20 protein-coding genes and 1 riboswitch are annotated in these 25,138 nt (G+C 47.3%); of the genes, 15 read left to right on the forward strand and 5 right to left on the reverse strand.

Annotation, left to right across the window (positions count from 1 at the left end):
- Window positions 1-8 precede the first annotated feature (8 nt).
- The 9 genes from PJDR2_RS10225 to PJDR2_RS10260 all read left to right on the forward strand — a co-directional run bounded on the left by PJDR2_RS10225 (window position 9) and on the right by PJDR2_RS10260 (window position 13,011).
- Complete coding sequence (locus tag PJDR2_RS10225) at window positions 9-1,040, forward strand: dienelactone hydrolase family protein (protein WP_015843600.1); 1,032 nt, start codon at window positions 9-11, stop codon at window positions 1,038-1,040.
- 519 nt (window positions 1,041-1,559) lie between these two features.
- Complete coding sequence (locus tag PJDR2_RS10230; protein ID WP_015843601.1) at window positions 1,560-3,287, forward strand: S-layer homology domain-containing protein; 1,728 nt, start codon at window positions 1,560-1,562, stop codon at window positions 3,285-3,287.
- 173 nt (window positions 3,288-3,460) lie between these two features.
- Window positions 3,461-6,049, forward strand: coding sequence for a glycoside hydrolase family 3 N-terminal domain-containing protein (locus PJDR2_RS10235; protein ID WP_049790039.1), 2,589 nt, complete (start codon window positions 3,461-3,463; stop codon window positions 6,047-6,049).
- 145 nt (window positions 6,050-6,194) lie between these two features.
- The gene (locus PJDR2_RS31865) at window positions 6,195-7,001 is read left to right on the forward strand and encodes a cache domain-containing protein (RefSeq protein ID WP_015843603.1); all 807 of its coding nucleotides are present in this window, start codon (window positions 6,195-6,197) and stop codon (window positions 6,999-7,001) included.
- Window positions 7,002-7,065: 64 nt separating this feature from the next.
- A complete protein-coding gene (locus PJDR2_RS31870; protein ID WP_083778096.1) occupies window positions 7,066-7,986 on the forward strand; it encodes a sensor histidine kinase in 921 nt (306 codons plus the stop codon).
- Entirely contained in the window at window positions 7,964-9,580 is a 1,617-nt protein-coding gene (locus tag PJDR2_RS10245; protein WP_041613402.1) for a response regulator, read from the forward strand. The genes PJDR2_RS31870 and PJDR2_RS10245 overlap by 23 nt, the downstream gene beginning before the upstream one ends.
- A 118-nt stretch (window positions 9,581-9,698) precedes the next feature.
- Window positions 9,699-11,126, forward strand: a complete 1,428-nt coding sequence (locus PJDR2_RS10250; protein ID WP_015843606.1) for an ABC transporter substrate-binding protein — start codon at window positions 9,699-9,701, stop codon at window positions 11,124-11,126.
- An 85-nt stretch (window positions 11,127-11,211) separates the two neighbouring features.
- On the forward strand, window positions 11,212-12,108 hold the full coding sequence (locus PJDR2_RS10255) for a carbohydrate ABC transporter permease (RefSeq protein ID WP_015843607.1): 897 nt from the start codon (window positions 11,212-11,214) through the stop codon (window positions 12,106-12,108).
- An 18-nt stretch (window positions 12,109-12,126) separates the two neighbouring features.
- On the forward strand, window positions 12,127-13,011 hold the full coding sequence (locus tag PJDR2_RS10260) for a carbohydrate ABC transporter permease (RefSeq protein ID WP_015843608.1): 885 nt from the start codon (window positions 12,127-12,129) through the stop codon (window positions 13,009-13,011).
- Window positions 13,012-13,174: 163 nt separating this feature from the next.
- Here PJDR2_RS10260 and ptsP read toward each other — a convergent pair whose 3' ends face one another.
- The 5 genes from ptsP to PJDR2_RS10285 form a co-directional block, all read right to left on the reverse strand.
- Window positions 13,175-14,935 (reverse strand): phosphoenolpyruvate--protein phosphotransferase, encoded by a 1,761-nt coding sequence (gene ptsP / locus PJDR2_RS10265; RefSeq protein WP_015843609.1) that lies wholly within the window; start codon window positions 14,933-14,935, stop codon window positions 13,175-13,177.
- A 15-nt stretch (window positions 14,936-14,950) separates the two neighbouring features.
- Window positions 14,951-15,211, reverse strand: a complete 261-nt coding sequence (locus PJDR2_RS10270) for an HPr family phosphocarrier protein (RefSeq protein WP_015843610.1) — start codon at window positions 15,209-15,211, stop codon at window positions 14,951-14,953.
- A 107-nt stretch (window positions 15,212-15,318) separates the two neighbouring features.
- Window positions 15,319-16,770: an N-acetylglucosamine-specific PTS transporter subunit IIBC gene (nagE, locus tag PJDR2_RS10275; RefSeq protein ID WP_015843611.1), complete on the reverse strand. Its 1,452-nt coding sequence runs from the start codon at window positions 16,768-16,770 to the stop codon at window positions 15,319-15,321.
- A 24-nt stretch (window positions 16,771-16,794) separates the two neighbouring features.
- Window positions 16,795-17,280 carry a PTS sugar transporter subunit IIA gene (locus PJDR2_RS10280; protein ID WP_015843612.1) on the reverse strand — a complete coding sequence of 162 codons (486 nt, stop codon included), beginning with the start codon at window positions 17,278-17,280 and terminating at the stop codon, window positions 16,795-16,797.
- A 41-nt stretch (window positions 17,281-17,321) separates the two neighbouring features.
- Window positions 17,322-18,182, reverse strand: coding sequence for a PRD domain-containing protein (locus PJDR2_RS10285; RefSeq protein WP_015843613.1), 861 nt, complete (start codon window positions 18,180-18,182; stop codon window positions 17,322-17,324).
- Window positions 18,183-18,501: 319 nt separating this feature from the next.
- Between PJDR2_RS10285 and PJDR2_RS10290 the strand changes: the two genes are divergently transcribed.
- The 6 genes from PJDR2_RS10290 to PJDR2_RS10315 all read left to right on the forward strand — a co-directional run bounded on the left by PJDR2_RS10290 (window position 18,502) and on the right by PJDR2_RS10315 (window position 24,709).
- A complete protein-coding gene (locus PJDR2_RS10290; protein ID WP_015843614.1) occupies window positions 18,502-19,260 on the forward strand; it encodes a glycosyltransferase family 2 protein in 759 nt (252 codons plus the stop codon).
- 39 nt (window positions 19,261-19,299) lie between these two features.
- A complete protein-coding gene (locus PJDR2_RS10295; protein WP_041614193.1) occupies window positions 19,300-20,190 on the forward strand; it encodes an NAD-dependent epimerase/dehydratase family protein in 891 nt (296 codons plus the stop codon).
- Between the two features lie 207 nt (window positions 20,191-20,397).
- On the forward strand, window positions 20,398-21,459 hold the full coding sequence (locus tag PJDR2_RS10300; protein ID WP_015843616.1) for an LLM class flavin-dependent oxidoreductase: 1,062 nt from the start codon (window positions 20,398-20,400) through the stop codon (window positions 21,457-21,459).
- A 91-nt stretch (window positions 21,460-21,550) separates the two neighbouring features.
- Window positions 21,551-21,713: riboswitch (FMN riboswitch) on the forward strand.
- Window positions 21,714-21,895: 182 nt separating this feature from the next.
- Complete coding sequence (locus PJDR2_RS10305; RefSeq protein ID WP_015843617.1) at window positions 21,896-22,828, forward strand: DMT family transporter; 933 nt, start codon at window positions 21,896-21,898, stop codon at window positions 22,826-22,828.
- A gap of 76 nt (window positions 22,829-22,904) precedes the next feature.
- Complete coding sequence (locus tag PJDR2_RS10310; protein WP_015843618.1) at window positions 22,905-23,891, forward strand: Gfo/Idh/MocA family protein; 987 nt, start codon at window positions 22,905-22,907, stop codon at window positions 23,889-23,891.
- Between the two features lie 251 nt (window positions 23,892-24,142).
- Window positions 24,143-24,709, forward strand: a complete 567-nt coding sequence (locus PJDR2_RS10315; protein ID WP_015843619.1) for an NUDIX hydrolase — start codon at window positions 24,143-24,145, stop codon at window positions 24,707-24,709.
- The last annotated feature ends 429 nt before the right edge of the window (window positions 24,710-25,138 follow it).

Here is a 25,138-nt window from a genome sequence, read left to right on the forward strand (position 1 = left end):
GAAACTTGATGTGGAGTCCAGACGATTTGCTTGAAAGCTTATATAAGGAAACGATAGAACAACATAAGGAACAGAGCCAAGCAATGAGTAATGAAGAACGGAGAAGTAGTCTTCTTGAGTCCTTACGAGGCACAATAGGAGCTTTTCCTACAATTGCGCAGGGAAAAAAGCCGCGATTGCTTGAACGGACGGATTGCGGTTCTTATATCCGGGAACGAGTGGAGCTTTCGGGAATAGAGGGAATAAGCTTTGCAGCTTATATCCTTATCCCGAAAGGACTTGACGGGCCGCTCCCTGGGGTACTCGCCATTCATGGCCACGGGTATGGAAGCCGGGAGATTATCGGCCTGCTGCCAGACGGCTCTCCCGATGACGGTGAGCCAACTTGCCATAATCGATTTGCGCTTGATCTCGTTGGGCGGGGAATGATCGTTATGGCACCCGATGTGGTTGGTTTTGGAGAGAGGATGCTGGCTGAGGATTTAGGGAAGGATCCGCGAAGCAACAGCTCTTGTTATAAGTTAGCCACAAGTCTGCTGCTTCAAGGGCTAACCCTCACCGGTCTGCGAACGACTGAGCTTCTAGCTGCACTTGATTATTTGGAGTCATATGATCAAGTTGACTCAAGGCGGATTGGAGCAATGGGATTCTCCGGCGGGGCTTTACTGGCATGGACCTGTGCAGCGCTAGACGAGCGTCTTCAAGCGGTTGTGCTTTCGGGCTTTCCAGGTACCTTCAAAGGAACCATCATGTCTGTCCATCATTGCGTAGATAACTATATTCCTGGAATGCTTACGCGTGCAGAGCTTCCGGAATGGATTAGTCTAATTGCGCCACGCCCTTTGTTTGTGGAGTCGGGGTTTAATGATCCGATTTTTCCATCCGAATCGGCGCTCGAAGCGATCAGCGACCTTCAACAGGTATACGATAATTATGAGAAGAAGGATAACTTTTCCTCCGATGTCTTCCCAGGTATCCATGAAGTGAGTGGGCGCAGGGCATTTGATTGGTTGAAGAGACAGCTGACGGCAGGGATGTAGAATAAGATATGGCCTACAAAATTGTGTGATAATTATTGAAAAGCCATTCAAATTTAATAAAAATAATAGCTCGAGATCCCCCTGGCGCCATTAAACAATAAATTCAACCTACTTATTCGAAGTAGGTTTTTTTATTGTTTAATGGCGCCTATATAGGAGCGACCTTGGTTAAATACTTCATTGCGCATGAATCCCCCCCATCACAATAGTTTTGTCTCGTTATGTTCCGTATGCACTTCTATTATGATTAACCTAATCTCTTACATAGCAATCGCTAATGTACCGGATAACGAAATGGCGCCAAATTATCGCAAGTAAGAAAAAACACCGCATCCAGGGTACTAAGACATAGCCACCGCATGACTAAGCAATTAGACGGAGGTGAATTGCTAAGATGTCCACCTAATCGTAAGTCATCCTAATGTTTATGTACGACATTGAAATCAACAATGAGCAACAGAGAAGCAAGGGGAGGACGTAGCCGTTCCTCTTGTCTCTACTATGGGAGGAGCCTTCATCTTGAGAAAAAAATCGTATTTGCTCAGCTTAATTTTTTTAATGTGCTTTGTATACGTGCCTCCTATGGTTACGTATGCAGATGCAGCGCCTTCCTTTACTTTAAATGTGACTAGCACCAAGGTCGAGTTAGGCAATGAGCTGCTGATTACCGTTACCGGGAATGATTTGAGAGATGTGTATGGATATGAATTCAGCCTCAGTTTTGATCAAACCATGCTGGAATACAAGGGAGCTCAAAGCGGCATATCGAGTGGATTTTCAATTAAGCCAATGCTTGAAGGTAATCAATTGCGATTTGCCAGTACGAAGTTGCACAAAGTGGCCGGTGAGAGCGGTGCTTTAACTCTCGCGACCTTAACATTCAAAACGATTCGACAAGGGACGGCTACGCTTCAGTTGAAATCCGTTCAAACAGTGGATAGTCAATTGACCGGACATATGTATCTTCCGGATACAAAGGTGAGCGCGACGATTACAAGCGGTAATTCAGGGGAGTCTGGCTCTGGAGGTACGGGAACGGTTGTAAATCCTCCAATGGATCAGTCATCAGCAGGAAAATTAAACCCGGACGTGAAGATGAATGCTTCAACAAAAATAGCAACAGCAACTGTAAACCAGGCGGTTTGGGATAAGGCAATCATGCAGATAGCAGCGAACGAAGATGGAGCAAAAAGTATAGAAGTCATTATTAAAGCATTATCAGGCGCAACAGCTTACGAACTTGAATTACCGACATCCGCGTTCGCCTCTAATGGAGGCTTGGTACAAATAAAGGTAACCTCGCCACTTGGGACAATTATGATAACCAATAAAATGTTCGAAGCTGGCGTAATAACTGCCGATAGCATTAGGTTGAGAATCGGAAAAGCAGATGCTAGTGAACTTGACCAAGCTCTAGGGAAGCAAATCGGGGATCGACCTATCAGAGAGATAAGCCTGTATACCGGAGACCAAAAAATCGCTTGGAATAACCCGAATTCCACAATAACAGTAGCTGTACCATATTCACCGAGCGCCGATGAATTAAAGAGCCCTGAGCATATCGTTGTGTGGTACTTAAATGAAGAGGGTAAAAAGGTTCCGGTTCCTAACGGCAGGTATGATGCCGATGCAAATGCGGTCATTTTTTCAACCACACACTTAAGTAAGTACGCCATTGCATTTGTTCAAAAAACATTTGATGATATTGCTGCTTTGGATTGGGCAAAAAAACAGATTGAGGTTTTGGCATCCAAAGGGATTATCAACGGTATCTCCGACAAGGCATTTGCTCCTCGCCAGTCCGTTACACGCGCCGACTTTTTAGTCTTGTTAGTACGGACTTTAGAGATTGACGTAAGAAAGGGATCTGGAAGCGAATTTGCGGATGTAAAAGAAAGCGATTATTACCATGATGCTGTAACAATCGCCAGAGGCCTTGGCATTACGGAGGGTGCAGGCAACAATAAGTTCCTGCCTCAAGAGCCAATTACAAGGGAAGACATGATTGTATTAACAGAGCGTACGTTGCGAGCGGTTAAACAATTGACAACAGACTCGAATGAGGAACAACTGAGCCAATTCGAGGATCATGGGAAAATAGCTAATTACGCTGTTCAAAGCGTTGCCGCAATGGTCAGAATGGGACTTGTTCATGGGGTTGATGGCGCAATTGATCCCAAAGGAACAACGGATAGAGCTCAAGCAGCTGTTTTGATGTATAACATTTATTCAAGATTGTACGAGTAGAAATTAGGCCACTTCTCTCAAATTTGTTAGCTCGGGATGAAGGGGGTGATCATCATCCTTAAATAAACGAAGTTAATCAAGTTTTGGTATGGGTCATTAGAGAGTTACCGTTCGTTTTGAAAGTGCTTACAAAATAAAAATATGATTAATGCGAGGGGATAAATTTGAATTCAATGTCAAAAAAGTCTAAACCAGTTGCGTTGTTTGTAGATGGTTCAATAATGTTATCTTCACTTGGACTACCAAGCACAAGTGCGGCTGACGGCAAAGTACAACCCGTAATCTCGAGTCATGTGAAGGAAATACTCACGATTGAAGGCAAGAAATACAGAGATTTGAACGGCAACGGTCAACTGGACATTTACGAGAACTGGGAGAAACCAACAGCAGAGCGCGTGGCTGACCTCATTCCGCGCATGAGCGTGGCGGAGAAAGCCGGCCTTATGCAGATCACCTCTAATCCGAATGCTGCTAACGTCAACGACTTTATCGAAAATCGGCACATTCGTTACTTTATCCTCCGTGACAATCCTACAGCCTTCGATATCGCCACACGGGCGAACGCGTATCAGGAGATTGCTGAGGGCACGCCGCTGGGTATCCCGCTCGTATTCACCTCCAATCCGCGAAACAACATTGCGGAATCTCTCCAGTTCGGCTTCCAAGAGGCCTCTGGACAGTTCTCTACTTGGCCCGGATCACTGGGCATGGCAGCAACGCAAGATCAATCCCTTATCCGTGACTTTGCAGAAATCGCCCGCGAAGAGTGGCGTGCGTCCGGTATCCGGAAGATCTATGGATCTCAGGTTGAGGTTGTGACGGAGCCGCGTTGGCGTCGTATCAGTGAAACTTTCGGCGAGAGTCCAGAACTGAACTCGATGATAGCGACTGAGCTTGTAAAAGGCTTCCAAGGGGAAAAAATCAACAACGATTCTGTTGTCCACACCATCAAGCATTTCTTTGGTGACGGTGCGGTACTTCGAGGATTGGACCCGCACTTACCGCACGGCAAGAATACGCTCTATCCGACGGAGGGAAGCTTATTCAAATACCAACTTCCTCCATTCCAAGCTGCAATTGAAGCAGGGGCGAGCTCGATTATGTCCTTCTATAACGTTCCTAATAACGAGATGAGTGCCGATCAGCTCCCGAAAGAGCTTTGGTACTCGGAAACCGAGCAATTCGAGCAGGTGGCAGGTGCCTACAACAAAGGTTTAATTACCGACCTGTTGCGGAACACGATGGGCTTCAAAGGTTACGTGAACAGCGACAGCGGCGTGTTGGCCGGCATGGCTTATGGTGTCGAGGGTTTAACCATTGAACAGAGGTTCGCAAAAGCAATTCGTGCCGGAACGAGTATCTTCTCAGACAACAATGACCCGAGCGGACTCATCTCAGCCGTTAACAAGGGTGTGCTGGGTGAAGAAGAGCTGACCCCTTCATTAACACTTCTGCTTACGGAGATGTTCGATCTCGGACTGTTCGAGAATCCGTACGTTGATCCGGCAGCGGCCCAGGAAATCGCAGACTCGCCTGCAAATCAGGCACGGGCTGATGAGGCTCACCTTAAGTCGGTTACACTTTTGCGCAACGATAAGGGAATGCTGCCCCTGACCGATACAAAACTCGCTACTACGAAGCTGTACGTGGAGGTTTTCAACGGTGCAAACAGTGCGGCCCAGACAGCTTCAATGAAGCAACTCATCGCTAAGGAAGACCCATCGGTAAACATTGTGAACACGCTCGAGGAGGCGAACGCCGCCCTCGTGGTTTTACGGCCGAAACCATATGAATACCCAGACCTTTCCACGGTGGAAATCCAATTAAATCAGCTAACTGGTATTGACGTGGCAAAGGTTAAACAGATTGAGGCGGCTGTCCCGACTGCCCTAGTAATCAACATGACCAATCCGTGGGTTATCAACGAGGTTGAGCCTGGCGCTGCAGCTGTCGTGGCTACCTATAGCGTTAAGGCTGAAGCACTACTCGACGTGCTGCGCGGTCGCTTCAATCCTACAGGCAAGCTGCCGATTACGATTCCAGCTAGCCAAGAGGCAGTAGAAAAAAATGCACCGGACGTACCAGGCTACGCTGAAGCATTCGATTATACCTACACGAATGCAGCTGGTGACGATTACACATTTGGTTTTGGTTTGTCTTACGAGGCAAACGTTTCTGATATTAGTGCAACGCTCACCGGTGAAACCTCTGTAACGGCTGGAAAAACTTTTAACTTGAACTTTGGTCTCGATAAAGTCGCTCAAAATGTGTATGCACAGGAGCTGACCCTTAATTTTGATCCAGCTAAAGTAGACTTTGTAGATGCAACCTCATTGAAAGCAGGCTTGGAAATTGTAAGCAAAGAGGTAAAGGCGCCAGGGAAAGTACGAATTATTTTCGCGAGCCTAGGAGCTGGGAATGCGATTAACTCGGATGGTGATCTATTACGCTTACAGCTTAAGGCAAAATCGAATGCGCAGATAGCTTCTACTGATGTTAAGTTGACTAATATTATTTTGGCTGACGGGAATGGTGTTGAAACACCGCTTGCCGAAGCTTCTAAAAGTATCAACATTGGTTATATCAAAGGCGACATAAACGGTGATGGTAAAGTGTCCATTGGCGATCTGGGGATCGTAGCCGCAGCATTCGGCAAGACGGACAAAAGCCCTGACTGGGCTGACTACAAGGCAGCGGATGTAAAAACGGACGGGAAAATAGATATTTTCGATCTTTCCACTGTTGCACAATTAATCGAATAAATTCAGAACGAGCCCTAGGAATGCATCTATGGCTCGTTTTTCCTTTGCCGATTAGGATGAGGACATGGTTCATATACGGACCTATCTTATTTTTGTTACGATTGATTTCGATACATAGAGTTGGGCTTTAAACAGGGGGAAAGAGATGTCGAAATATAAACAATGGTTGTATCAGCTATCGTATAAGAAGCGGATCTGGCTTTCGTTTGTCATTTTAATCACGTTAGCGATCAGTACGACTGGGACGATGACTTATTTTATTGCAGCCAAAATACTGAATAGAAATGCCTCCGAATTAAGTCAGAATAGCCTAAACAAGTCTGCCCAGGTCTTCGATGAGAAGCTAAGGCAAATCATCGTATCGGTCATGACGCTGACAATCAGCGAATCTTTCAAGGATATCCTCAATAATGCGTGTGCGGGCGATACACAAAATTATTATCAGCTGTTATCTTCCATTCAAACGCCATTCTCACAAATTCAAGCCTTGGAGCCAGCTGTTCAGTCTATTCTTATTACTACATCTATAGGCGAATTTTACCCGACCAATGACGTGCGGTTGAAAGAGAACTCTTTTTTTAACACGGAAATGTACAAGCTCATATCAGAATATCAGCACGCTATTTGGATAGAAGGACATGAAGATACCTTTTTTTGGAGAAAAGAAAAGGTGATCTCATTAGTCATGCAACCGCTTACGGAGAGCCTAAATAATGAGACTTACCTTATCGTGAATATTAAAGAGCAAGCATTGATTGACCTGCTAATGAAAAATGTAGAGGAAACAGGACAACGATTTTATCTGGTCTCAAATAAAGGCGATCTTGTATTTTCTTCGGAGTCCCGTACTTTGAGCTGTTTTCATGAGAGCCGTTTTATTGAAAATATAAATCAGGATACGAGAGGCAGTTTTGAATATGGAGGAACTAACAACTCTCTATTAATTAATTAATTATTCAAGCCTGTCTTTAGCAGAGGACTGGATTCTGCTTAGTGTTCAATCCAAAGCAGATCTCTTGAAACAAATCCGTTTGATTAAATGGGTTTCGTTACTAATTATGATTGGATGTCTATTGCTTTCCATGATTTATTCTAATATTCTCACGGCTATTCTGCTGAAGCCATTGTTGAAGCTTCGAAACTTAATGGTGAAAGTTGAACACTCGAATGATTTAAGCGTTCGCTTTGAAAGCGAATATCAGGATGAAGTCTCCCAGGTGGGCAGAAAATTCAATAGTATGTTGGAGGAGTTAGCTCTATCGATCAAGGAAACGGAAGAAATTGAAATTAAGAAACGCAAGGCGGAAATCAAAGCCTTGCAAGCGCAAATTGATCCTCATTTTTTATATAACACGTTAAATACGATTTATTGGAAAGCGCAATTGCATCAATCCGATGAGGTCAAGGAGATGGTTCTATCCTTATCGCGTATGTTCCAGCTCGGTTTAAATAATGGATTTGACTATACAACTTTAGAGAAAGAAATTGAGCATGTGAAACAATATTTATTCATTCAAAAAAAATGTTATACGAATCTATTTGACTATAAAGTGACGATAGACTTGGAAAATGATAGCATCATCGATATTACAATCCTCAAAGTTATTCTTCAGCCATTGGTCGAAAACTCCATTTTGCATGGTTTTAAAAATCGTAAATCAGGCGGCCTTATTCATATATGGATTAGAAAAACGGAGGAGCATCTTGTTATTACCGTTGAGGATAATGGGGAAGGCATGAATGTGGATGAGATTAAGCAAAGCTTACAAGTACCCACCCAGAAGACGGGATATGCGCTGCGTAATATTTATCACCGGCTGCAGCTTTATTATGGCGAAGACTCCGAGATGACCTTTGAAAGTATCCCGGATCAGAAAACTTCTATTACACTAACGATCTCAATGAAGGGAAGAGATGGGTATGGAGAAACGGTTTAGCATGTGTGTATTGGACGATATTATAAGCGTAATAGACGGGATATCCCTTGGAATCCCTTGGGCTAATTATGGAATTGAGATTATTGGTACTGCTTTAGACGGCGACGAAGGGCTTAAAATGGCTTTAGAGCTGAATCCGGATATCCTCTTGACGGATATTAGGATGCCGGTCATGGATGGTCTTGAATTAACGCGCAGAATAATAGAAAAGTCCCCGGCATGCAAAGTCATCCTTCTAAGCGGCTATACGGAATTCAGCTATGCTCAGCAGGCGATTCGATACGGGGCTTTTGATTTTGTAGCTAAACCTTTTTCAATGGAGGATATTATAGAGGTTGTCTTAAAGGCAACGGAAGAGATTGAGCTTGAGCGGAGCAAGCATAAAAGAATATATGAGATGGAAGCCAGAGTGAGAGAGAGCAAGCCTCTCCTCAGGCAGGAATACTTTAATCTGCTCATTCGTTATTCTTCAAGCGAGGAGAGTGCCAGGGCAAAGTGGGATTTTCTTGAAATTGATTTAAAGAGAGAGGGCTTTGTTGTGATGGTCGCCGAAATCGATCGATTTTCGAAAACCATTCAAACGCTGCCTATCGGAGAAGTAGAGCTCACCCGTTACGCTTTGCAAAATATTTTGGAGGAGACGATTAACGAATATACGCAAGGGGTCGTATTTAGAGAAAGCATGAACCGTCTTGTTATCATCTACAATTCTACAGATCAGATAGAGTCTGGAGCATTAGCCGAGATTTGTTGCAATAATTGCGCGCTATACTCGCGTCATACCGTATCCATCGGGGTGAGCCTGAGCACAAACCTTATTTCGGAAATTCATCTCGGCTATCAGCAGGCCATAAGCGCATTGTCTTATAATTTTTATACGGGCGGCAACGGGGCATTTCGTTACGGCGATTTTGGCCAAATGAGTCAGCATTTACGCACGTATTCGTTAGACCAGGAAAAGGAGCTTCTTTTTGCCGTGCGTTCGGGAAATCAGGAGGCGGCTCTTGGTGTATTGCAGCAGATTTATGAGGATTGCGCTAAAATACAGCCGCTGCCGAATCCGCAATATCTGATCACGATGTATGATGAATTGGTTTATATGGTCCTGAGAGTATTAGAGGAAAAACTGCATAAGGAAGATTTGCAGGAGTTAAAAGCGGAGATTGAAGCGCATAAGAAGACAGACCGAATGTCGCTGCTAGAATTGCAAAAATCTCTTGAGCAGCTATGCATGAATGGCTGCGTTTTACAAGATAAACATAGAACAACAGAAGCTGAGCGCATTATACATAGGGCTATTGAATACATGAAGGGAAATCTTCATTTGGACTTATCGGTGAATGAATGTGCCACGCTGGTGCATTTGAGCAGCAGTTACTTCAGCAATTTGTTCAAAAAGGTTACTGGTCAAACGTTCCTTCAGTTTGTAACGAATGAGCGAATTGACCAAGCCAAACTCATGCTAATGAAAGGACATCAGGTGCAGGAGGTTGCAGCTGATATTGGTTATGAGGATCGGCGGTATTTCAGCGAGGTATTCAAGAAAAATACGGGAATGACCCCCTCAGAGTTCAAACAGGCTTATTACAAATAGGAGGAAAGACCGTCGGAAAACCCCCCTTCAAGATAGGTTTATCCCATTATGACATTGGTTTTGGTTAACTATAATTATTGATATAACCGGTATAAAAAACGAAGGGGTTGAAACGTTCATGTTAAAAAATACTCGAATCGTTGCTGTAGCTGCAGTCCTTGCTCTTAGTTTAAGCGCGTGTTCCTCAGGCAACGGGAATTCTACGAATACGTCGAAGGGGACAAATGAAGCAGCACCACAGTCGTCTAATGATGCGTCTGCGCAGGGAACAACGAAAGCCGAAAAGGTTAAGCTCAACTATTGGACAGAGGATCGGCATGATTTGACCTACATTCAAGAAGTTGTCGACAGGTTTAACGAAACCAATACAGACAATATTGAAGTAGAGCTGAAAGGACTGTCCGAGAACTATAACCAGTCCGTTGATATTGCATTCTCAAGCAAGCAAGCACCGGACATTATTAGAACGACCCCAAGCAACTTTATTCCTTTCGTGAAGAAGGGGTATCTGGAGCCTCTGGATGGATACTTGAATGATGAGATGAAGACGAAATTTCAACCAGCTCTTGTTGATAAATCAAATATGATGAATGGCCAAATTTACTCCCTCCCCAACTACGGCTATTCAAGCCGGCTCATTTATAACGTTGATCTTTTTGAAAAAGCCGGTATCACAAGCCCTCCAACCACATTAAACGATATGGTTGAGGTTGCGAAAAAACTTACTGAGGCAGGAAAGGATATTGGTGCCTATGGCTTTGCGATTAACTTTAAAGGAGCAGACAACTCTTTTGAGAAAGCTCCAAGGTCGATCGCCGAGTTGAGCGGCCTTGGCGGTTATGGCTACGATTTCAAAACAGGCAAATATGATTTTTCAGGATTTACAGACATCATGAAGGCATTTAAGCAAATGAAGGATGACGGCAGTATGCTTCCGGGCGTAGAAGCTCTGGACATTGATCCGCTGCGTGCTCAATTTGCTGAAGGAAAGATTGGCATGTACCTGTCAATTTCCGCGGAGCCATATGTCTATCAAACGCAGTTCCCGACAAAAGTGAATTGGTCAGCGGCTTTGCCTCCTACGATTAACGGTAATATTGCAGGAGTAGCGGGTTACTGGAAAACAGGTCCATGGCTTTCCATCAGCAGCCAGACAAAAAATAAAAAAGAAGCATGGACATTCTTGGAGTATATGTACAGTGACGAAGTATTGAAAACCTATTATGAAGATGGCTATGGCATGTCTCTTCTACCGGAAATTGTGGCGCAGTCTAAAAATCCGGAAATGCCTGGTGTTGCTGGATTCCTCCCTACACAATACGATGGATTGTGGCCTATATCGCCAAGCGTGACGGTAGAAGGAACGAGTTTCTCGAACCTATTTATTAAATATGTGATTAGCGGCGGAGATTTGGATAAGATGATTTCGGATGCCAATACGCGATACAATGCCGCGCTTGATAAAGCTAGGGCGTCTGGAGATGTAACAACGGAAGCCATGCCGGACTTTGATGCGAAGAGCATGCAAGGAATGTTAGTCAAATAATACTTCTAATGCATGGATCATGCCAAAAAAGGATAGGAGCATTTCGTATGCCCTATCCTTGTTATTTAAGGAGATGAAATCGAACATGACCAGTCTACGCAAATTAGGAGAGTCTTACTCATTTATTTTGCCCAGTCTCGTATTCACTGTGGTTTTAGGGATTTATCCGATTTTATGGGCGATTAGATATATGTTTTATGATTATCAAGGATACGGAGAAGAAGTATTTATCGGATTTGGTAATTTTGCTAATTTGATGAGTGATGGAGCTTACTGGAGCTCAGTTGTAAATACCGCGGTCTATGCGATGGGAAAAATTATCATCACGATTCCTTTATCCTTAATTCTGGCGGTGATTTTAAATAAAGGCCTTAAAGGTAAAAATTTTTTGAGAGCTATTTATTTTATGCCAACGGTACTGAGTACCGCGGTCATTTCTATCGTGTTTTTTAACATTTTCAATTCTTACAACGGAATATTAAATCAATTTTTATTAAAATATCATATCATCTCAAATAGCATTGATTGGCTTGGACCCGATCTAGCCATGGCAACCTCTATTATCGTTGCTATTTGGGGGGCAATAGGAAACTATATGCTCCTATTTCTCGCCGGTCTGCAAAACATTCCGGATGATGTCTATGAGAGCGCTTCGCTAGACGGAGCGAATGCTTCTCAGAAATTCTTCTACATTACCATCCCCATGCTGGGGCCAGTGCTTCAAATGATTATTATGCTGGCGATTACCATATCCCTGAAAGGTTACGAGAGTATTATGGTCTTAACAGAAGGCGGGCCAATCGGGCGAACAGAAGTTATGTATCTATACGTTTATCGGATGTTTTTCCCGATATCCTCTAGTTCGACCATGATTCAACAAATTGGCTATGGCAGCGCTGTAGGCTTTATGTCTGCCGTAATCGTCGGACTCATCACGGTAGGTTATTTCTGGTTATCCAAACGTTTAAACCGTATTTTCTAGCCTAGGGGGTTAGCTGTAATGAACACAGCACCAGCAACGAATACCGCTCCGATAACTAAAATTGGCAGGCGAGCGAAACGTATATTTTCAGGCTTCATTCTTTGGGTGTTTCTTGGAATAGTTGCCGTTTTTACTGTTTTTCCAGTACTCATTACGATATTTGGCTCTTTCAAAACAAATGCGGAGCTGACGGCGGGTGCTACCATTCTTCCAAGCGTTTGGCATTTCTCTAACTACTATGATGCTTGGAAACAAGCAGACTTTGCCAAATTCACTTGGAATAGTTTATTTATTAGTACGATTACGACGATTGGGACACTGTTGTTGGCCTCGATGGCTGCCTATGTGATAGATCGCAGAAATTTTTTCGGAAAGAGCATTTATGTTAGTCTTCAAGCGGCGACGATGTTTATATCAATTGGTGCCGTTGTCATTAGGCCGCAATTCGAGCTTATGGTGAAATTGCATCTGAATTCCTCGTTATGGGGGATTATCTTTATTCTAATGAGCGCTCATGCTACTACCTTTTTTATTCTAATCGGTTTCTTCAAAGGAATCCCTCGGGATTTGGATGAAGCGGCTCATATTGACGGATGTAATTTCTTTTCGGTATATTGGCGGATTGTTCTTCCGTTATTGAAACCGGGCTTAGGCGTTGCGGCATTATTTGCTTTCCGGAATGCTTGGAATGAATATATTCTGCCGCTTGTTTTTACAATGACAAACCCTAAATTACAAACTTTGACGGTTGGTTTAGCAGATTTAAGATACGGTACGACTGCAGCAACCCAAACCCACTTAATTATGGCGGGTGCCTGCTTATCGATTTTGCCGATTCTAATCGTGTATGTTTTTGCCAATAAATCTTTTATGCAGGTAACAGGCGGTTCCGTTAAAGGTTAACCACATGGATATGACAAATTCCGTTGGGAATCGATCAGAGCGGAAATTTTCCTTGGTGTTTTCATTGTGGGGATAAAATGTCGTAATGCCAAAAAATCCCGATCAGCAGTTCTGATCGGGATTTTCGTTAGTGATGATTGGTTGAAAGCTGTTTTCTCATTGATTAAGCCAAGAGCTCCGGAACCTGCTGCTCCACAAAGGAACGCACGGCTTCCGCATCGTCGAGATCAAGCACGGCTTCCGCAACGGAAGCAAGCTTAGCGCGGTCAAGACGCGAGAGAAGCGAGCGGGCGGGGAGGACGGCGGATGCGCTCATGCTGAACTCATCCAGTCCCATGCCGAGCAGTATCGGAATGGCAATTGGCGTTCCCGCCATTTCACCGCACATGCCGACCCACTTGTTTTCATTATGAGCTGCGCTGATTACCTGATTGATCAGCCTGAGGACAGGAGGGTGGAGGGGATCGGATAAGTAACCAAGCTTCGGATTCATCCGGTCTGCCGCCATCGTATATTGCACAAGGTCATTGGTGCCGATACTGAAGAAGTCGACTTCCCGGGCGAACCGGTCCGCCATTTGGGCGGCAGCCGGGATTTCAATCATAATGCCAGCTTCAATCTGTTCGTTGAAAGCGATATTTTCGCCTCTGAGCTCCTCCATGGCTTGCTCGAGCAGAGCTTTGGCCTGGCGCCATTCGCCGAGCGTAGCAATCATCGGGAACATGACCTTCAGATTGCCGTAGGCGCTTGCGCGCAAAACGGCTCGCAGCTGGGTCTTGAACAGCTCAGGCCGATCCAGACAAATCCGGATCGCGCGGTAGCCGAGGAACGGATTGTCTTCCTTCTCGAGCTGCAGGCTTGGCAGCTCCTTATCGCCGCCGATGTCCATCGTCCGGATGACGATGGGGGCATCTTGCCCAAAGGCTTCGGCTGCTTCCTTATAAGCCGTGAACTGCTCCTCTTCGGATGGCAGATCGGGACGGCCCATGTACAGAAACTCGGTACGGAACAGGCCAACGCCTTCGGCGCCTTGTTCATGCGCCTGACGGGCGTCTTGCACGGAGCCAATGTTAGCGACCAGTTCAACCTGATGTCCGTCCGCGCTAACCGAAGGCTTGCCGCGGAATTGCTCAAGAAGCAGGCGTTGTCCCGCAGCTTTTTCTTGCAGCGCTTGATAACGGGCCAGCTCTTCGTCTTCCGGCTCGACCAGAACAAGTCCGGCCGCGCCGTCTACGATAACGAGCTGGCCGTCCTCAATATTCATCGCTTCATTACCGGCGCCTACAATTGCAGGGATGCCGACCGAACGGGCAATTATCGCGGAGTGGGAGGTACGCCCACCGACAGCGGTTACGAATCCGCCGATGACAGATGGATCAAGCTGGGCCGTATCCGACGGCGTCAGATCGAAGGCGAACAGGATAGATTTCTCATTTGTATTTGCGTCTATTGATGCGGAAGCAAATTCATCGGCGTCCGTGCCGTGACCAAGCTTGCGGACGACGCGGCGGCTGACATCGCGGACATCCGCCGCGCGCTCCCGCAAATATTCGTCATCCAGGGAGGCGAGCATTTCGGCTACTTCTTCGCCGGATTCGTTCATCGCCGATTCCGCCTTGTAACGTTGTCCGCGGATCCGTTCCTGTGCCGCGCCAATCAATTCTTCGTCTTCAAGCAGCATCAAATGCGCTTCGAAAATTTCGGCTTCCTTCTCGCGCCCGTCCGCAATCATGCGGGCATGAAGCTCTTCAAGCTCACTACGCGCTGCCGCCACAGCAGAATCGAAGCGGCTGAGTTCAGCCGCTTCTTCACCTGCTTCGACATAAGTAATCCCTTGAGGAACAGCCTCTTCGCGGAGGATAATCGCCCGGCCGATTGCATAACCTTCCGACGCGGCGATCCCTTTTATCTCGGTTGCCATCATTTGAGTGCCTCCTTACTATGCTTCTACAGAAGCCAGTACAGCACCAATAGCGTCAACCGCAGCTTCAGCTTTTTCTCCTTCGGCACTGACGGTTACCGTATCATTTTGCTTGGCTCCGATCGACAGCACGTTAACCAGGCTTTTTGCGCTGACCTTACGTCCGCCTTTCTCCAGGTAAACGGTGCCTTCGCAAATTTTAGCAGCTTCAACGATTTTTTTAGCGGGACGGGCGTGGACGCCCGTCGGGTTCATAACTACGTATGCTTTCTCCACCATAAATCCTCCTAAAAAGAATTGCCACGCAAATGGCCTTGTTTGGGCTATTTGTGGTGATTCTTACTTCGTAAGTTTAAGTTAAGTGATTCATCCTATTATTTATCTGATTACATGCGTTTTTTAATTTGTTCTTTCAACCGTTCCGACTGCGTACCGAAAATCGCCTGCACGGCGCCTTTCCCGAGACGCATAACGCCTGCCGCTCCAAGACGCTTCAGCTCAGCGTCGTTTACCGCTTTCTCGTCTTTTACGATCAGACGGAGGCGGGTGATACAAGCATCGATGCTCTCGATATTGCCGGAACCGCCGAGCGCAGCAAGGACCTGACTCGCTTTATCGTCGCCCGCACCTGCCGGAGCTGCATCCTTGGCGCCTTCTTCCACCAAGTCATCGTCTTCGCGGCCTGGCGTTTTCAGGTTGAGCTTCACGATTACGACGCGGAACAGGACATAGTACACCACAGCGTAAACGAGACCAATCGGGATAATCATCCAGCCCTTCGTGGAGAGCGGATAGTTGATCGCGTAGTCAAGGAAGCCGGCCGAGAAGCCGAAGCCATGATGAATGCCAAGCTCAACGACAAGCCATGCGGAGATACCGGTCAACACGGCGTGGATCACGTACAGCACCGGTGCCACGAACATAAACGCGAATTCAAGCGGCTCTGTAATACCCGTCAGGAACGAAGCAAGAGCGGAGCCGATAAAGATGGAAGAGACAAGCTTGCGTTTTTCCGGTTTTGCCGTATGAATAATCGCAAAGGCAGCAGCCGGGAGGGCGAACATCATGATCGGGAAGAAGCCTGTCATGAACATGCCTGCAGTTGGGTCGCCTGCAAAGAAGCGGTGCAGGTCGCCGTGAACGACGTTGCCGGCAGCATCCGTGTAGTCGCCGATTTGGAACCAGGCGATTGCGTTAATGACATGGTGCAGACCAAACGGAATGAGGAGCCGGTTGGCCGTCATGAAGATAAACGCGCCGACGCCGCCAAGGTCAACAATCCAGCGGCCGAACGTATCGAGCCACGATTGGACAGGTCCCCAGATGAGACCAAAGATAAGACCTACGATAACCATTGCAAACGAGGTGATAATCGGAACAAAACGTTTGCCGCCAAAGAAGCCGAGCCAATCCGGAAGCTTGATGTCATGGTACTTGTTATAGAAGTAGGAAGCGACAAGACCCGCAATGATACCGCCCAATACACCCATGTTAAGCGTTGTGTCTTTATCCACGAGACCCGTGAATACGGTTGGGATTTTGCCCAGCACGTTCGTAAGAACAAGATACGCGATAACGGCGGCAAGCGTTGCAACCGCATCGCCGGCCATCCCGATCGCAACGCCAATCGCGAAGATGAGAGGCAGGTTGTCAAAAATCGCGGAGCCTCCCGCTGCAAGGAACGGAGCGATATAATGGTTCAGGAAGTCGCCGAACTGGCCAAATCCGAAATCCTTTACATAATCGATGTTGCCGAAACGAAGCAGAAGGGCTGCCGCAGGCAAAGCTGCGACGGGAAGCATTAGAGATTTACCGATCTTTTGCAAAAATGCGAGCATCTTATCTCACTCCATGTCAATAGTTTAGGTTTTCAGAACAACCTTAATCGTATCCGGATCTCCGGCATTTACGGTTTTGAAGGTGCATTCCACTTTCTCCGCGCCTTCTTCGTTCGCTACGATAACCGGCGTTATTACCGGGTAACCCGCATCGCGGATTTTGTCCAGATCGCATTCGAGAAGGGTTTGACCCGCTTTGAAGGAATCGCCTGTCTTCACAAGCGCTTTGAAGCCGTCGCCGTTTAAGGCGACAGTATTGATGCCAACGTGAATAAGCAGCTGCAGTCCGGACGAATGCTCAATGATCAAGGCATGATGCGTATCGATCAAATGACTTACTACGCCGTCAAACGGCGCGATGACGCGGCCTTCCGTTGGCTCGATTGCAACGCCTTCTCCCATTAAACCCTGCGCGAACGCTTCATCAGGCACTTCGCTCAGCGGAACAAGCTTGCCGCTAAGAGGTGCAGCTACACTAACGGAATTCGATTTTTTGCCAAACCATTTCATATGATCTACTCCTTGCTATCCATGTTGTTGTCTGTCTATGTTCATTCTGCATCCACCGATCGGAACAACCGGTACAAATGCATCGCGAGATAACCGATCTCGTCGGAGGAGACCTTGACGTTTAGTCTTTCTCCGATCATTTGCGCGATTAATTCCGCCTTCTGGTGCTCAGTAGGTATTTTGTCTTTAATCTCTGCGGAGAACGGATTTTCGGTTTCCTTATTCTGCAAAATACGTTCCATCATATAACGCAAATGCATAATCAGCCTGGCATAATCCGAGCTCTTCTTAGACAATGGCGCTTCCCGCCAGCCTTCGATCCGCTCAACGATCTCGTTCATCAGCTCCGTCAGCTGAACCATCTGTCCTGCGGTTACGGACCCTGCTGCCGAATACACGTGATACGTTAGAAAACCAACTTCATCTTCAGGGATAGTGATGTCGAATTTCTCGCTGATCATCTTGGCTGCCTTGGCGGCGATCTTGAACTCCTGGGGATAACACATCTTTGTTTCATACAGGAAAGGATTGACGATTTCCATGCCGTTTCTTAACCGGTAGACGACAAACTGGATATGGCTCGGTAAGGCGAAGTACACTTTCGGATCGACAGGCGTTCCCAGCCGTTCCCGAATCTCATCAATGATCTGCTCGGAGATTTGCACCACTTCCGGGTCCAATTCCTCCAGTAGAGAATGGTAATGCAGCGCTTTATCCCGGTCGTCAAGCCGGTACCGCTTCTCAATTCGCGGGTCTTCGGCATCGATAAACTTCTGGCCCTTGCATGAGAAGCCAATGCCTTTGCCAAACAGCACGTATTCCCTCGATGACTTCGGTTCCATCGTTAGGATGACATTGTTGCCAACGATCCGATCGATCCGAAGTTGTCCCGTAAGTCCCACGTCAATCCCTCCTCTCAGTAGTAAATTCCCCATTTTGAGCACAAAAAAACCAAGAAAAGACACCGCCGTATTCCGGGCGGATACTCTCCTTGGCTCATGCCTAGTCGAACTAGTAACATGCCAAAAGGCTTGTTATATATTTGGCTCGTTATCACTATAAATCATGCAAGCGTTTACGTCAATTGAAAAATATTCACTCCTCCTATTCCTCTCCGGTGATTCTTGAGACCTACCTTACAAGAACCCTTCTAGTTGGTTTTCATATAATAGTAGATAAAGCATCCTTTAAGTTTTAGAGGGTCAATAGGGGGTGAAACAGATGGCGACGCTTATTTCTCACTTCTATAATGAGGCATATTTGCTGCCTTGGTGGCTGATGCATCATGTTCCCTTATTTGACCATGGCATTATGATTAACCGAGGGTCAACGGACAGATCTGCGGACATTATCCGGAAGCTCGCTCCTCACTGGGAAATCAGGGATTCCGTCGTTCCGGACTTCCATGCCGTTAAGGTCGACAAGGAAGTGATGAGTATCGAGAAGGCGGTATCAGGCTGGAAAATCGTGCTGAATACAACGGAGTTTCTCGTCAGCCGATACGGCATTCAGCTATTTCAGATCCTGGATTCGCTTGGCGGAAAAATGTATTCGGTGCGGACCATTACGATGGTTGATCCTCCAGGTTACTATACGGATCCTATCTATGCGCTGCCGCTGGTCAAACAACGCTATCACGGCTTATTCCCGGCAGATCCTCAAGCCTTGTATCACGGAAGATTTATTCATAAATACAGAAGCGGCGGATACACGGCAGGCAGGCATTGGACGACCAAACCTTATGAGGTGCTTCTGATTCCGGCTTTTATTATGAAGTTCTCGTTCAGCCCGTGGAATCACGCGATGCGTGCAAGAAAAATGCAGATTGGCCCCACGATTCCGGAAGATGCTTTGAAGAGCAATATGGGAAACCATCATCTATTTAATTTGCAGGAACTAGAGGCTAAATATTTAGCTCTTGCGGGAATTACGGAGGATTTGCGGCGTATCCCGGAATTCAGGTCGTTAAGATTACGTTAGCGTAGGTTACTTCTGATCGGAGGGAAGGGATGACTTGTGGTGCATAAGGTAGCCGTGACTGGCGCAACCGGCTGGATTGGCCGGTATGTAGTTGCTTTGCTGCTGGCAAAAGGGTATGAGGTTCATGCCACTTACAGAAAATCCAAGCTTGCATTAGGCGGGATTTGGCATCAGGTCGATCTGCTGAGCGCGGACGAGGCGGTACGGTTTATCGGGAAGGTAAAGCCCGATTCGTTAATCCATCTTGCTTGGGACGCCGTTCCTCCGGAATGTTACCGGTCCCTGGCCAATTATGAATGGACAAGGTGCAGCATGGCGCTTATTCATCAGTTTGTCCAAAGCGGCGGCAAGCGTATAATTGTAGCCGGAACGGGCGCGGAATATGTATGGGGAGAAGGGGGATTGTCGGAGAAGGAATCGCCGGATTCTTATATTCATGCTTATGCAGCCTGCAAAAACAGCCTGCGGGTCTGGCTGGAATCCTATGCCCGGATAGCCGGCTTTAGCTGCGCATGGGGCAGGTTATTTCATTTGTACGGTCCCCATGATCCGGGTAAAAGACTGGTGGCGTCTACGATTACTTCCTTGTTGAACAAGAAAGAAGCTTATTGCAGGTACGGCGGTCTGTACCGGGATTATTTGTATATCGAGGACGCGGCGGATGCACTGGTTAGTCTATTCGAAAGTCCCTGCGAGGGAACAGTAAATATTGCAAGCGGACAGCCGGTTCAACTGGAGCGCATGGTCAGATTGATCGGCAGCCTTATAGGAAGCGAAGCAAATATCAGAATTGGCGATGAGCAGCCGGAGGAGCCAGTTGTGGTATTGGCGGACATTTCTAGACTTGATTATGAAGTGTTGTGGAAACCCGCGTTTTCATTGCCCCTAGGTTTGGAACGGACTATAAAATGGTATTCGGATCGGCCTTAACAGGAGTGCTGTGCCATGTCCGATATGGTCAGCTCTTCTTTTTTTGCGAGTAAGCTTGACGAATTCGTCATAATTAGGCACAATTACTTACTAGAGACTTCACTTACTATACGTATACTACTTACTTTACGTACATGAATAGGAATGGAAGCAATGTCAATCATTAGACTATTAGATCACGGTGGCATTGCTGAGGAGGACATATGGATGGTTTCATCAGGGAATGACGGAAATTTTGAGTTTGGCATTTACACTTTAGGCGATCTTGCGGTTGATTCCCGTACGGGCGGGCTCAAGAACGCGGGAGAACGAATGAAGGAGATTATCCGGGCAGCCAAAGTTGCGGATGAAGCGGGCATTAACGTATTTGGAGTAGGCGAGCATCACCGCCTGGACTTTGCTTTATCCTCGCCGCCGGTTATTCTTGCCGCAATAGCGCAAGCGACCTCCCGCATTCGTCTTACAAGTGCAACTACGGTACTAGGGACGGCGGACCCGGTAAGGGTATTCGAGGATTTTGCGACGCTGGATCTCATCTCTGACGGGCGTGCTGAGATTATCGCGGGCCGCGGCGCTTATATCGAATCGTTTCCGCTCTTTGGCTTTGAGCTGGATGACTATAAAGAATTGTTCGCTGAGAAGCTTGAATTAATGAGACAGCTTAATTTGTCGGAACGGATTACATGGAACGGCCGACTCCGCAGTCCTTTGGAGGATGCGGAAATTGCTCCGCGTCCGAAGCAGGCGGCGATCCCGATCTGGGTCGGCGTAGGCAGCACGGCGGAAAGCGCGGCTCTGGCCGGTCGGCATGGGGCAGGCATGGCACTGGCGCTGCTTGGCGGAGAACCGTCGAAATACAAGCATCTTGTAGACTGCTATAAGGAAGCAGGGGTCGCAGCGGGCTACCGGAAAGAAGAGCTGAGGGTAGCGATTACCGGTCACTGTTATGTTGCGAAGACAACCGGGCAGGCGCTGGATGAATTTTATGCCGGCTATTCGGTGTACTATTCCCAGTTCATGGGCGGCAAGGAGAACGGAACTCCACTCTCGCGGGAGGACTTTGAGAAGCTGGCGGATTCGCTTGCGATCGGCAGTCCGGAGCTGATTGCGGAGAAGATTATTGCTCAGCATAAGCTGTTTGGCCATTCCCGCTTTATGGCTCAGATGGACATTGGCGGCATGCCTGCCGCGCAGGTGGAGTCTTCGATCCGATTGCTGGCGAAGGAAGTTGCGCCGCTTGTCCGGGAAGCCCTGCAAATAAAAGTGTAGTTAAACGATTGCTAAAACTCACTATTCATACTAGACAACTCGGAAAAACAGCGTTATACTCAATCCAATCATTTAAAAAATTTAATGGAATAAGGATCTTCGGGGCAGGGTGAAATTCCTGACCGGCGGTAAACGTTAATTCTGCTTGGCAGAGGATAGCAAAGCCCGCGACTCCCTGAGCTGACTAACAGCAAGGGGACTGACTTGGTGCAACTCCAAGGCCGACGGTATAGTCCGGATGATAGAAGATCGCTTAAGTAAGCCTGCAGAAGGCGGGAAACCGCCAATATGCATGTTTATTTGAGTTGGCCCCGATTCGCGAACAACCAAGCGGATCGGGGCTTTTTATTGCATAGCGAAACCGTCTGCTGCTCTTCTAGCCGAAGGAGCAAACGGTAACGCTTGCTCCGTCCTGTATTCAGAAAGGGTACTCATTATGAGCAATATTACCGCATCACCACTTCTTCGTACCAAATCTCCCGTTCGGCCGGAGTTTTGGCTGGTTGTCCTTGGAGCCGCGCTGTGGGGCGTGGATCCGGTATTCCGCATTATTTTGCTGAAAACATTAACTTCTACCCAGATTGTACTGCTTGAGCATATCATTTTGTTTATCGCCGCAGCCCCAGTGTTATGGAAGTTCCGCGCGGATCTCCGCGATGTTCGTCTCCGCCAGCTTGGCGCATTGCTGTTTGTCTCGTGGGGCGGCTCGGCTCTGGCAACGATTCTGTTCACGCAGGGTCTCGTTCATGGCAATCCCAACGCGGTCCTGCTGCTGCAGAAGCTTCAGCCGCTCTTCGCTATTGTGATGGCAAGGATGTTATTGAAGGAGCTTCTGCCTAAAAAAATCGGTCCGTTGCTCGTTCTCGCCATTGTCGGAACTTATTTGCTGACGTTTGGATTTACGCTTCCTTTTGGGCATGTCAATGAATTTGTTCAGGTCGGCAGCCTGTTGTCCTTAGGCGCTGCGGCGTTATGGGGCGGCTCGACGGTTATGGGGCGTTATCTGCTTGGCAGCATGAAATACGAGACGGTTACCTCTCTGCGATTTATGATGGCCTTGCCATTGTTGCTCGTCATTACCTGGTCGGAAGGAGCGGCATGGAAGCTGGCGGAAGGGACGGATCCGGTAGCTGTTATCGTCAATCTGCTGCTTCAGGCTTTGCTTCCTGGGCTCGTCAGCCTTCTTGTCTACTATAAAGGCCTAAGCAAGATCAAGGCCTCTTATGCGACAATCGCCGAGCTAAGCTTCCCGATGGTTGGCGTTCTCCTGAACTGGACGGTATTCGGCCAAGTGATTACTAGCGCGCAGATTGCAGGCTTTGTGTTTATATGGTTTACGTTGTTTTTCATTTCCAGGCAGCAGAATTAAGCGAGGACATATCGCTTTTAACCGCTTTCATATCGGGTCAATTGCTGATATACTGCGGTTGGAGGTGTAGGAAATAATGGAGAATAGAACGATTAAATGGGGCATTCTCGGCGCAGGCTGGATTGCATCCCAATTCGCCCGCGATTTGGCTTTTGCCCAGGATGCCGAGCTAAGCGCGGTAGGCTCCCGCTCGCTTGAGAAGGCGGCAGAGTTCGCCGGCAAATTCGGCGGTAAACGCGCGTATGGAAGCTATGAGGAGCTGGTGAACGATGCCGAGATCGACATTATTTATGTCGCGACTCCTCACCCGTCCCATAAGGAACACGTTCTGCAATGTCTTCGCGCAGGCAAAGCGGTATTATGCGAGAAGCCGTTTACGGTCAATGTAAAAGAAGCAGAGGAAGTCGTGCAATACGCAAGAGATAACCGCGTTTTCTTGATGGAAGCGATGTGGACGCGGTTCCTGCCGGTCATCCGCAAGGTCCGTGAATGGATTGCAGAAGGCCGTATCGGCGAAGTCCGGCTGCTGAAGGCAGACTTTGGATTCCGTACCGGAGTTAATCCGGAAGGACGTTTATTTAAACCGGCTTTGGCTGGCGGCGCGCTGCTGGATGTCGGCATTTATCCGCTCTCCTTCGCATCCATGTTATTTGGCGCAAAACCGAAGCAGATTCTTAGCACTGCTCATCTTGGCGAGACTGGCGTAGACGAGGAGAACAGCATCCTGCTATCTTACGAAGGCGGTCAGACCGCCCTGCTGAGTTCGGCAATCCGTCTGAACTCGGGCAGCGATGCTTACATAATGGGGACGGAAGGCTCCATTAAGATTCCTTCCTTCTTTAATGCCAAATCCGCAACGCTAATCGCAGCGGACGGTACGGAAGAAACCTTCTCGGATGACCGCACGACACTTGGTTACGTGTATGAGGCCGAAGCGGCAGGACAATATCTCCGTGAAGGCAAGCTAGAGAGCGAGGTTATTTCGCTGGACGAAACCCTACAGCTGATGCGGACGATGGACGAAATCCGCGGGCAATGGGGACTGCGTTATCCATTTGAATAATAGATAAAGAAAAGGACCGGTTCTGTACCGGTCCTTTTTGTCTTAGAATAAAAAAGTGGCCCGTATTCGGGGTACGGGCCCAAGAGACAAGCTATATCAAATAGGGAGTATGGTTAATTATGTTCTCCCAAGATTAAACAAAGCTGAAAAGTACATTAGTTTCACATAAAAAAATAAGGGCTATTGTCCATGAAGCTAAGGTATAATGATCTCTATATTGTTCGCCATATTGCCGGAGGGGGAAAATTCACATGGAAAATATTAATTTTTGCATGGCTTGCGGAGATAAGCTGGAAGTAAGAGAGATTGGCGGGGAGAACCGCAAAGCTTGTCCAAGCTGCAGCTTTGTTCATTGGGGCAACTACAGCGTCGGAGTAGGTGCTTGCGTGGTTAGAGATAACAAAATATTGCTTGTACGCCGTGCCCACGAACCGGGTAAAGGGTATTGGACAACACCGGGCGGTTACATTGAACAGTTCGAGCAGATTAGAGGCTCGGTAGCCCGCGAGGTATTGGAGGAAACAGGCATACGCGCGATCGTGTCCAAAATTATCGGCATACGCGACCGGCCACATTCGGTACACGACGTCTACATTACCTTCGAAATGGAATACATAGACGGCGAGCCTTGTCCGGACGGCGTAGAAGTAGACGGAGCAGGCTTCTTCAGCATAGAAGAAATGGAATCGATGAACGTCGCCGATTTGACCGCGTGGCAGGTCGATGTCGCTCTGAACGGCGGCGATGGCGGCTTGGCCGAGGACACCAAACCAATCCGCGACAGCCTTAAGAAGTACGGCCTCTATCGGGCTAAGTAACCGTGAGCTAACCGGACATTTTCGCTGATTTAACGGTATTGACTCTGGAAGGCCATTTTTTGTTCGAAGCGGGAGTATTGCTCAACGTAGTGAGGCGAGCTCATAAAATAGTGAGCCAAACCGCGCTGAAACTCGGGGCAGGGGAACGTGCGAATAAGGCGTATAACCTCACTTTTCGTGCCAAAGGATTCTAATAAATAAGGAAAATCGGTGAGAATACCTCACTAATAGTGAAGTTCTCCGCCGAGCAGTCATTGTTGTCTGAAATGTGAAGTATCAAAATTACAAAGAGCCCCGGAATAATCCGGGGCTCTTTGTTTGTTCCCACTCCCACACCCGATAAACAGGTGTGGGACGAAGCGTTTGTGATGTTAAAAAGTGCGTAAGGAAAGTATCTTCTGGAGGAGCGTAGCGCTTGCCTTTGTTCTC

Source organism: Paenibacillus sp. JDR-2 (genome assembly GCF_000023585.1).
Classification (GTDB): Bacteria; Bacillota; Bacilli; order Paenibacillales; family Paenibacillaceae; genus Pristimantibacillus.

Coding starts and splice junctions, on each gene's coding strand:
- PJDR2_RS10280 (WP_015843612.1), bottom strand. CDS start 17,280: ATGAAATGGTTTGGCAAAAAATCGAATTCCGTTAGTGTAGCTGCACCT.
- PJDR2_RS10235 (WP_049790039.1), top strand. CDS start 3,461: ATGTCAAAAAAGTCTAAACCAGTTGCGTTGTTTGTAGATGGTTCAATA.
- PJDR2_RS10255 (WP_015843607.1), top strand. CDS start 11,212: ATGACCAGTCTACGCAAATTAGGAGAGTCTTACTCATTTATTTTGCCC.
- PJDR2_RS31865 (WP_015843603.1), top strand. CDS start 6,195: ATGTCGAAATATAAACAATGGTTGTATCAGCTATCGTATAAGAAGCGG.
- PJDR2_RS10270 (WP_015843610.1), bottom strand. CDS start 15,211: ATGGTGGAGAAAGCATACGTAGTTATGAACCCGACGGGCGTCCACGCC.
- PJDR2_RS10305 (WP_015843617.1), top strand. CDS start 21,896: ATGAGCAATATTACCGCATCACCACTTCTTCGTACCAAATCTCCCGTT.
- PJDR2_RS10260 (WP_015843608.1), top strand. CDS start 12,127: ATGAACACAGCACCAGCAACGAATACCGCTCCGATAACTAAAATTGGC.
- PJDR2_RS10315 (WP_015843619.1), top strand. CDS start 24,143: ATGGAAAATATTAATTTTTGCATGGCTTGCGGAGATAAGCTGGAAGTA.
- PJDR2_RS10310 (WP_015843618.1), top strand. CDS start 22,905: ATGGAGAATAGAACGATTAAATGGGGCATTCTCGGCGCAGGCTGGATT.
- PJDR2_RS10245 (WP_041613402.1), top strand. CDS start 7,964: ATGGGTATGGAGAAACGGTTTAGCATGTGTGTATTGGACGATATTATA.
- PJDR2_RS10300 (WP_015843616.1), top strand. CDS start 20,398: ATGGTTTCATCAGGGAATGACGGAAATTTTGAGTTTGGCATTTACACT.
- PJDR2_RS10225 (WP_015843600.1), top strand. CDS start 9: ATGTGGAGTCCAGACGATTTGCTTGAAAGCTTATATAAGGAAACGATA.
- PJDR2_RS10250 (WP_015843606.1), top strand. CDS start 9,699: ATGTTAAAAAATACTCGAATCGTTGCTGTAGCTGCAGTCCTTGCTCTT.
- ptsP (WP_015843609.1), bottom strand. CDS start 14,935: ATGATGGCAACCGAGATAAAAGGGATCGCCGCGTCGGAAGGTTATGCA.
- nagE (WP_015843611.1), bottom strand. CDS start 16,770: ATGCTCGCATTTTTGCAAAAGATCGGTAAATCTCTAATGCTTCCCGTC.
- PJDR2_RS10290 (WP_015843614.1), top strand. CDS start 18,502: ATGGCGACGCTTATTTCTCACTTCTATAATGAGGCATATTTGCTGCCT.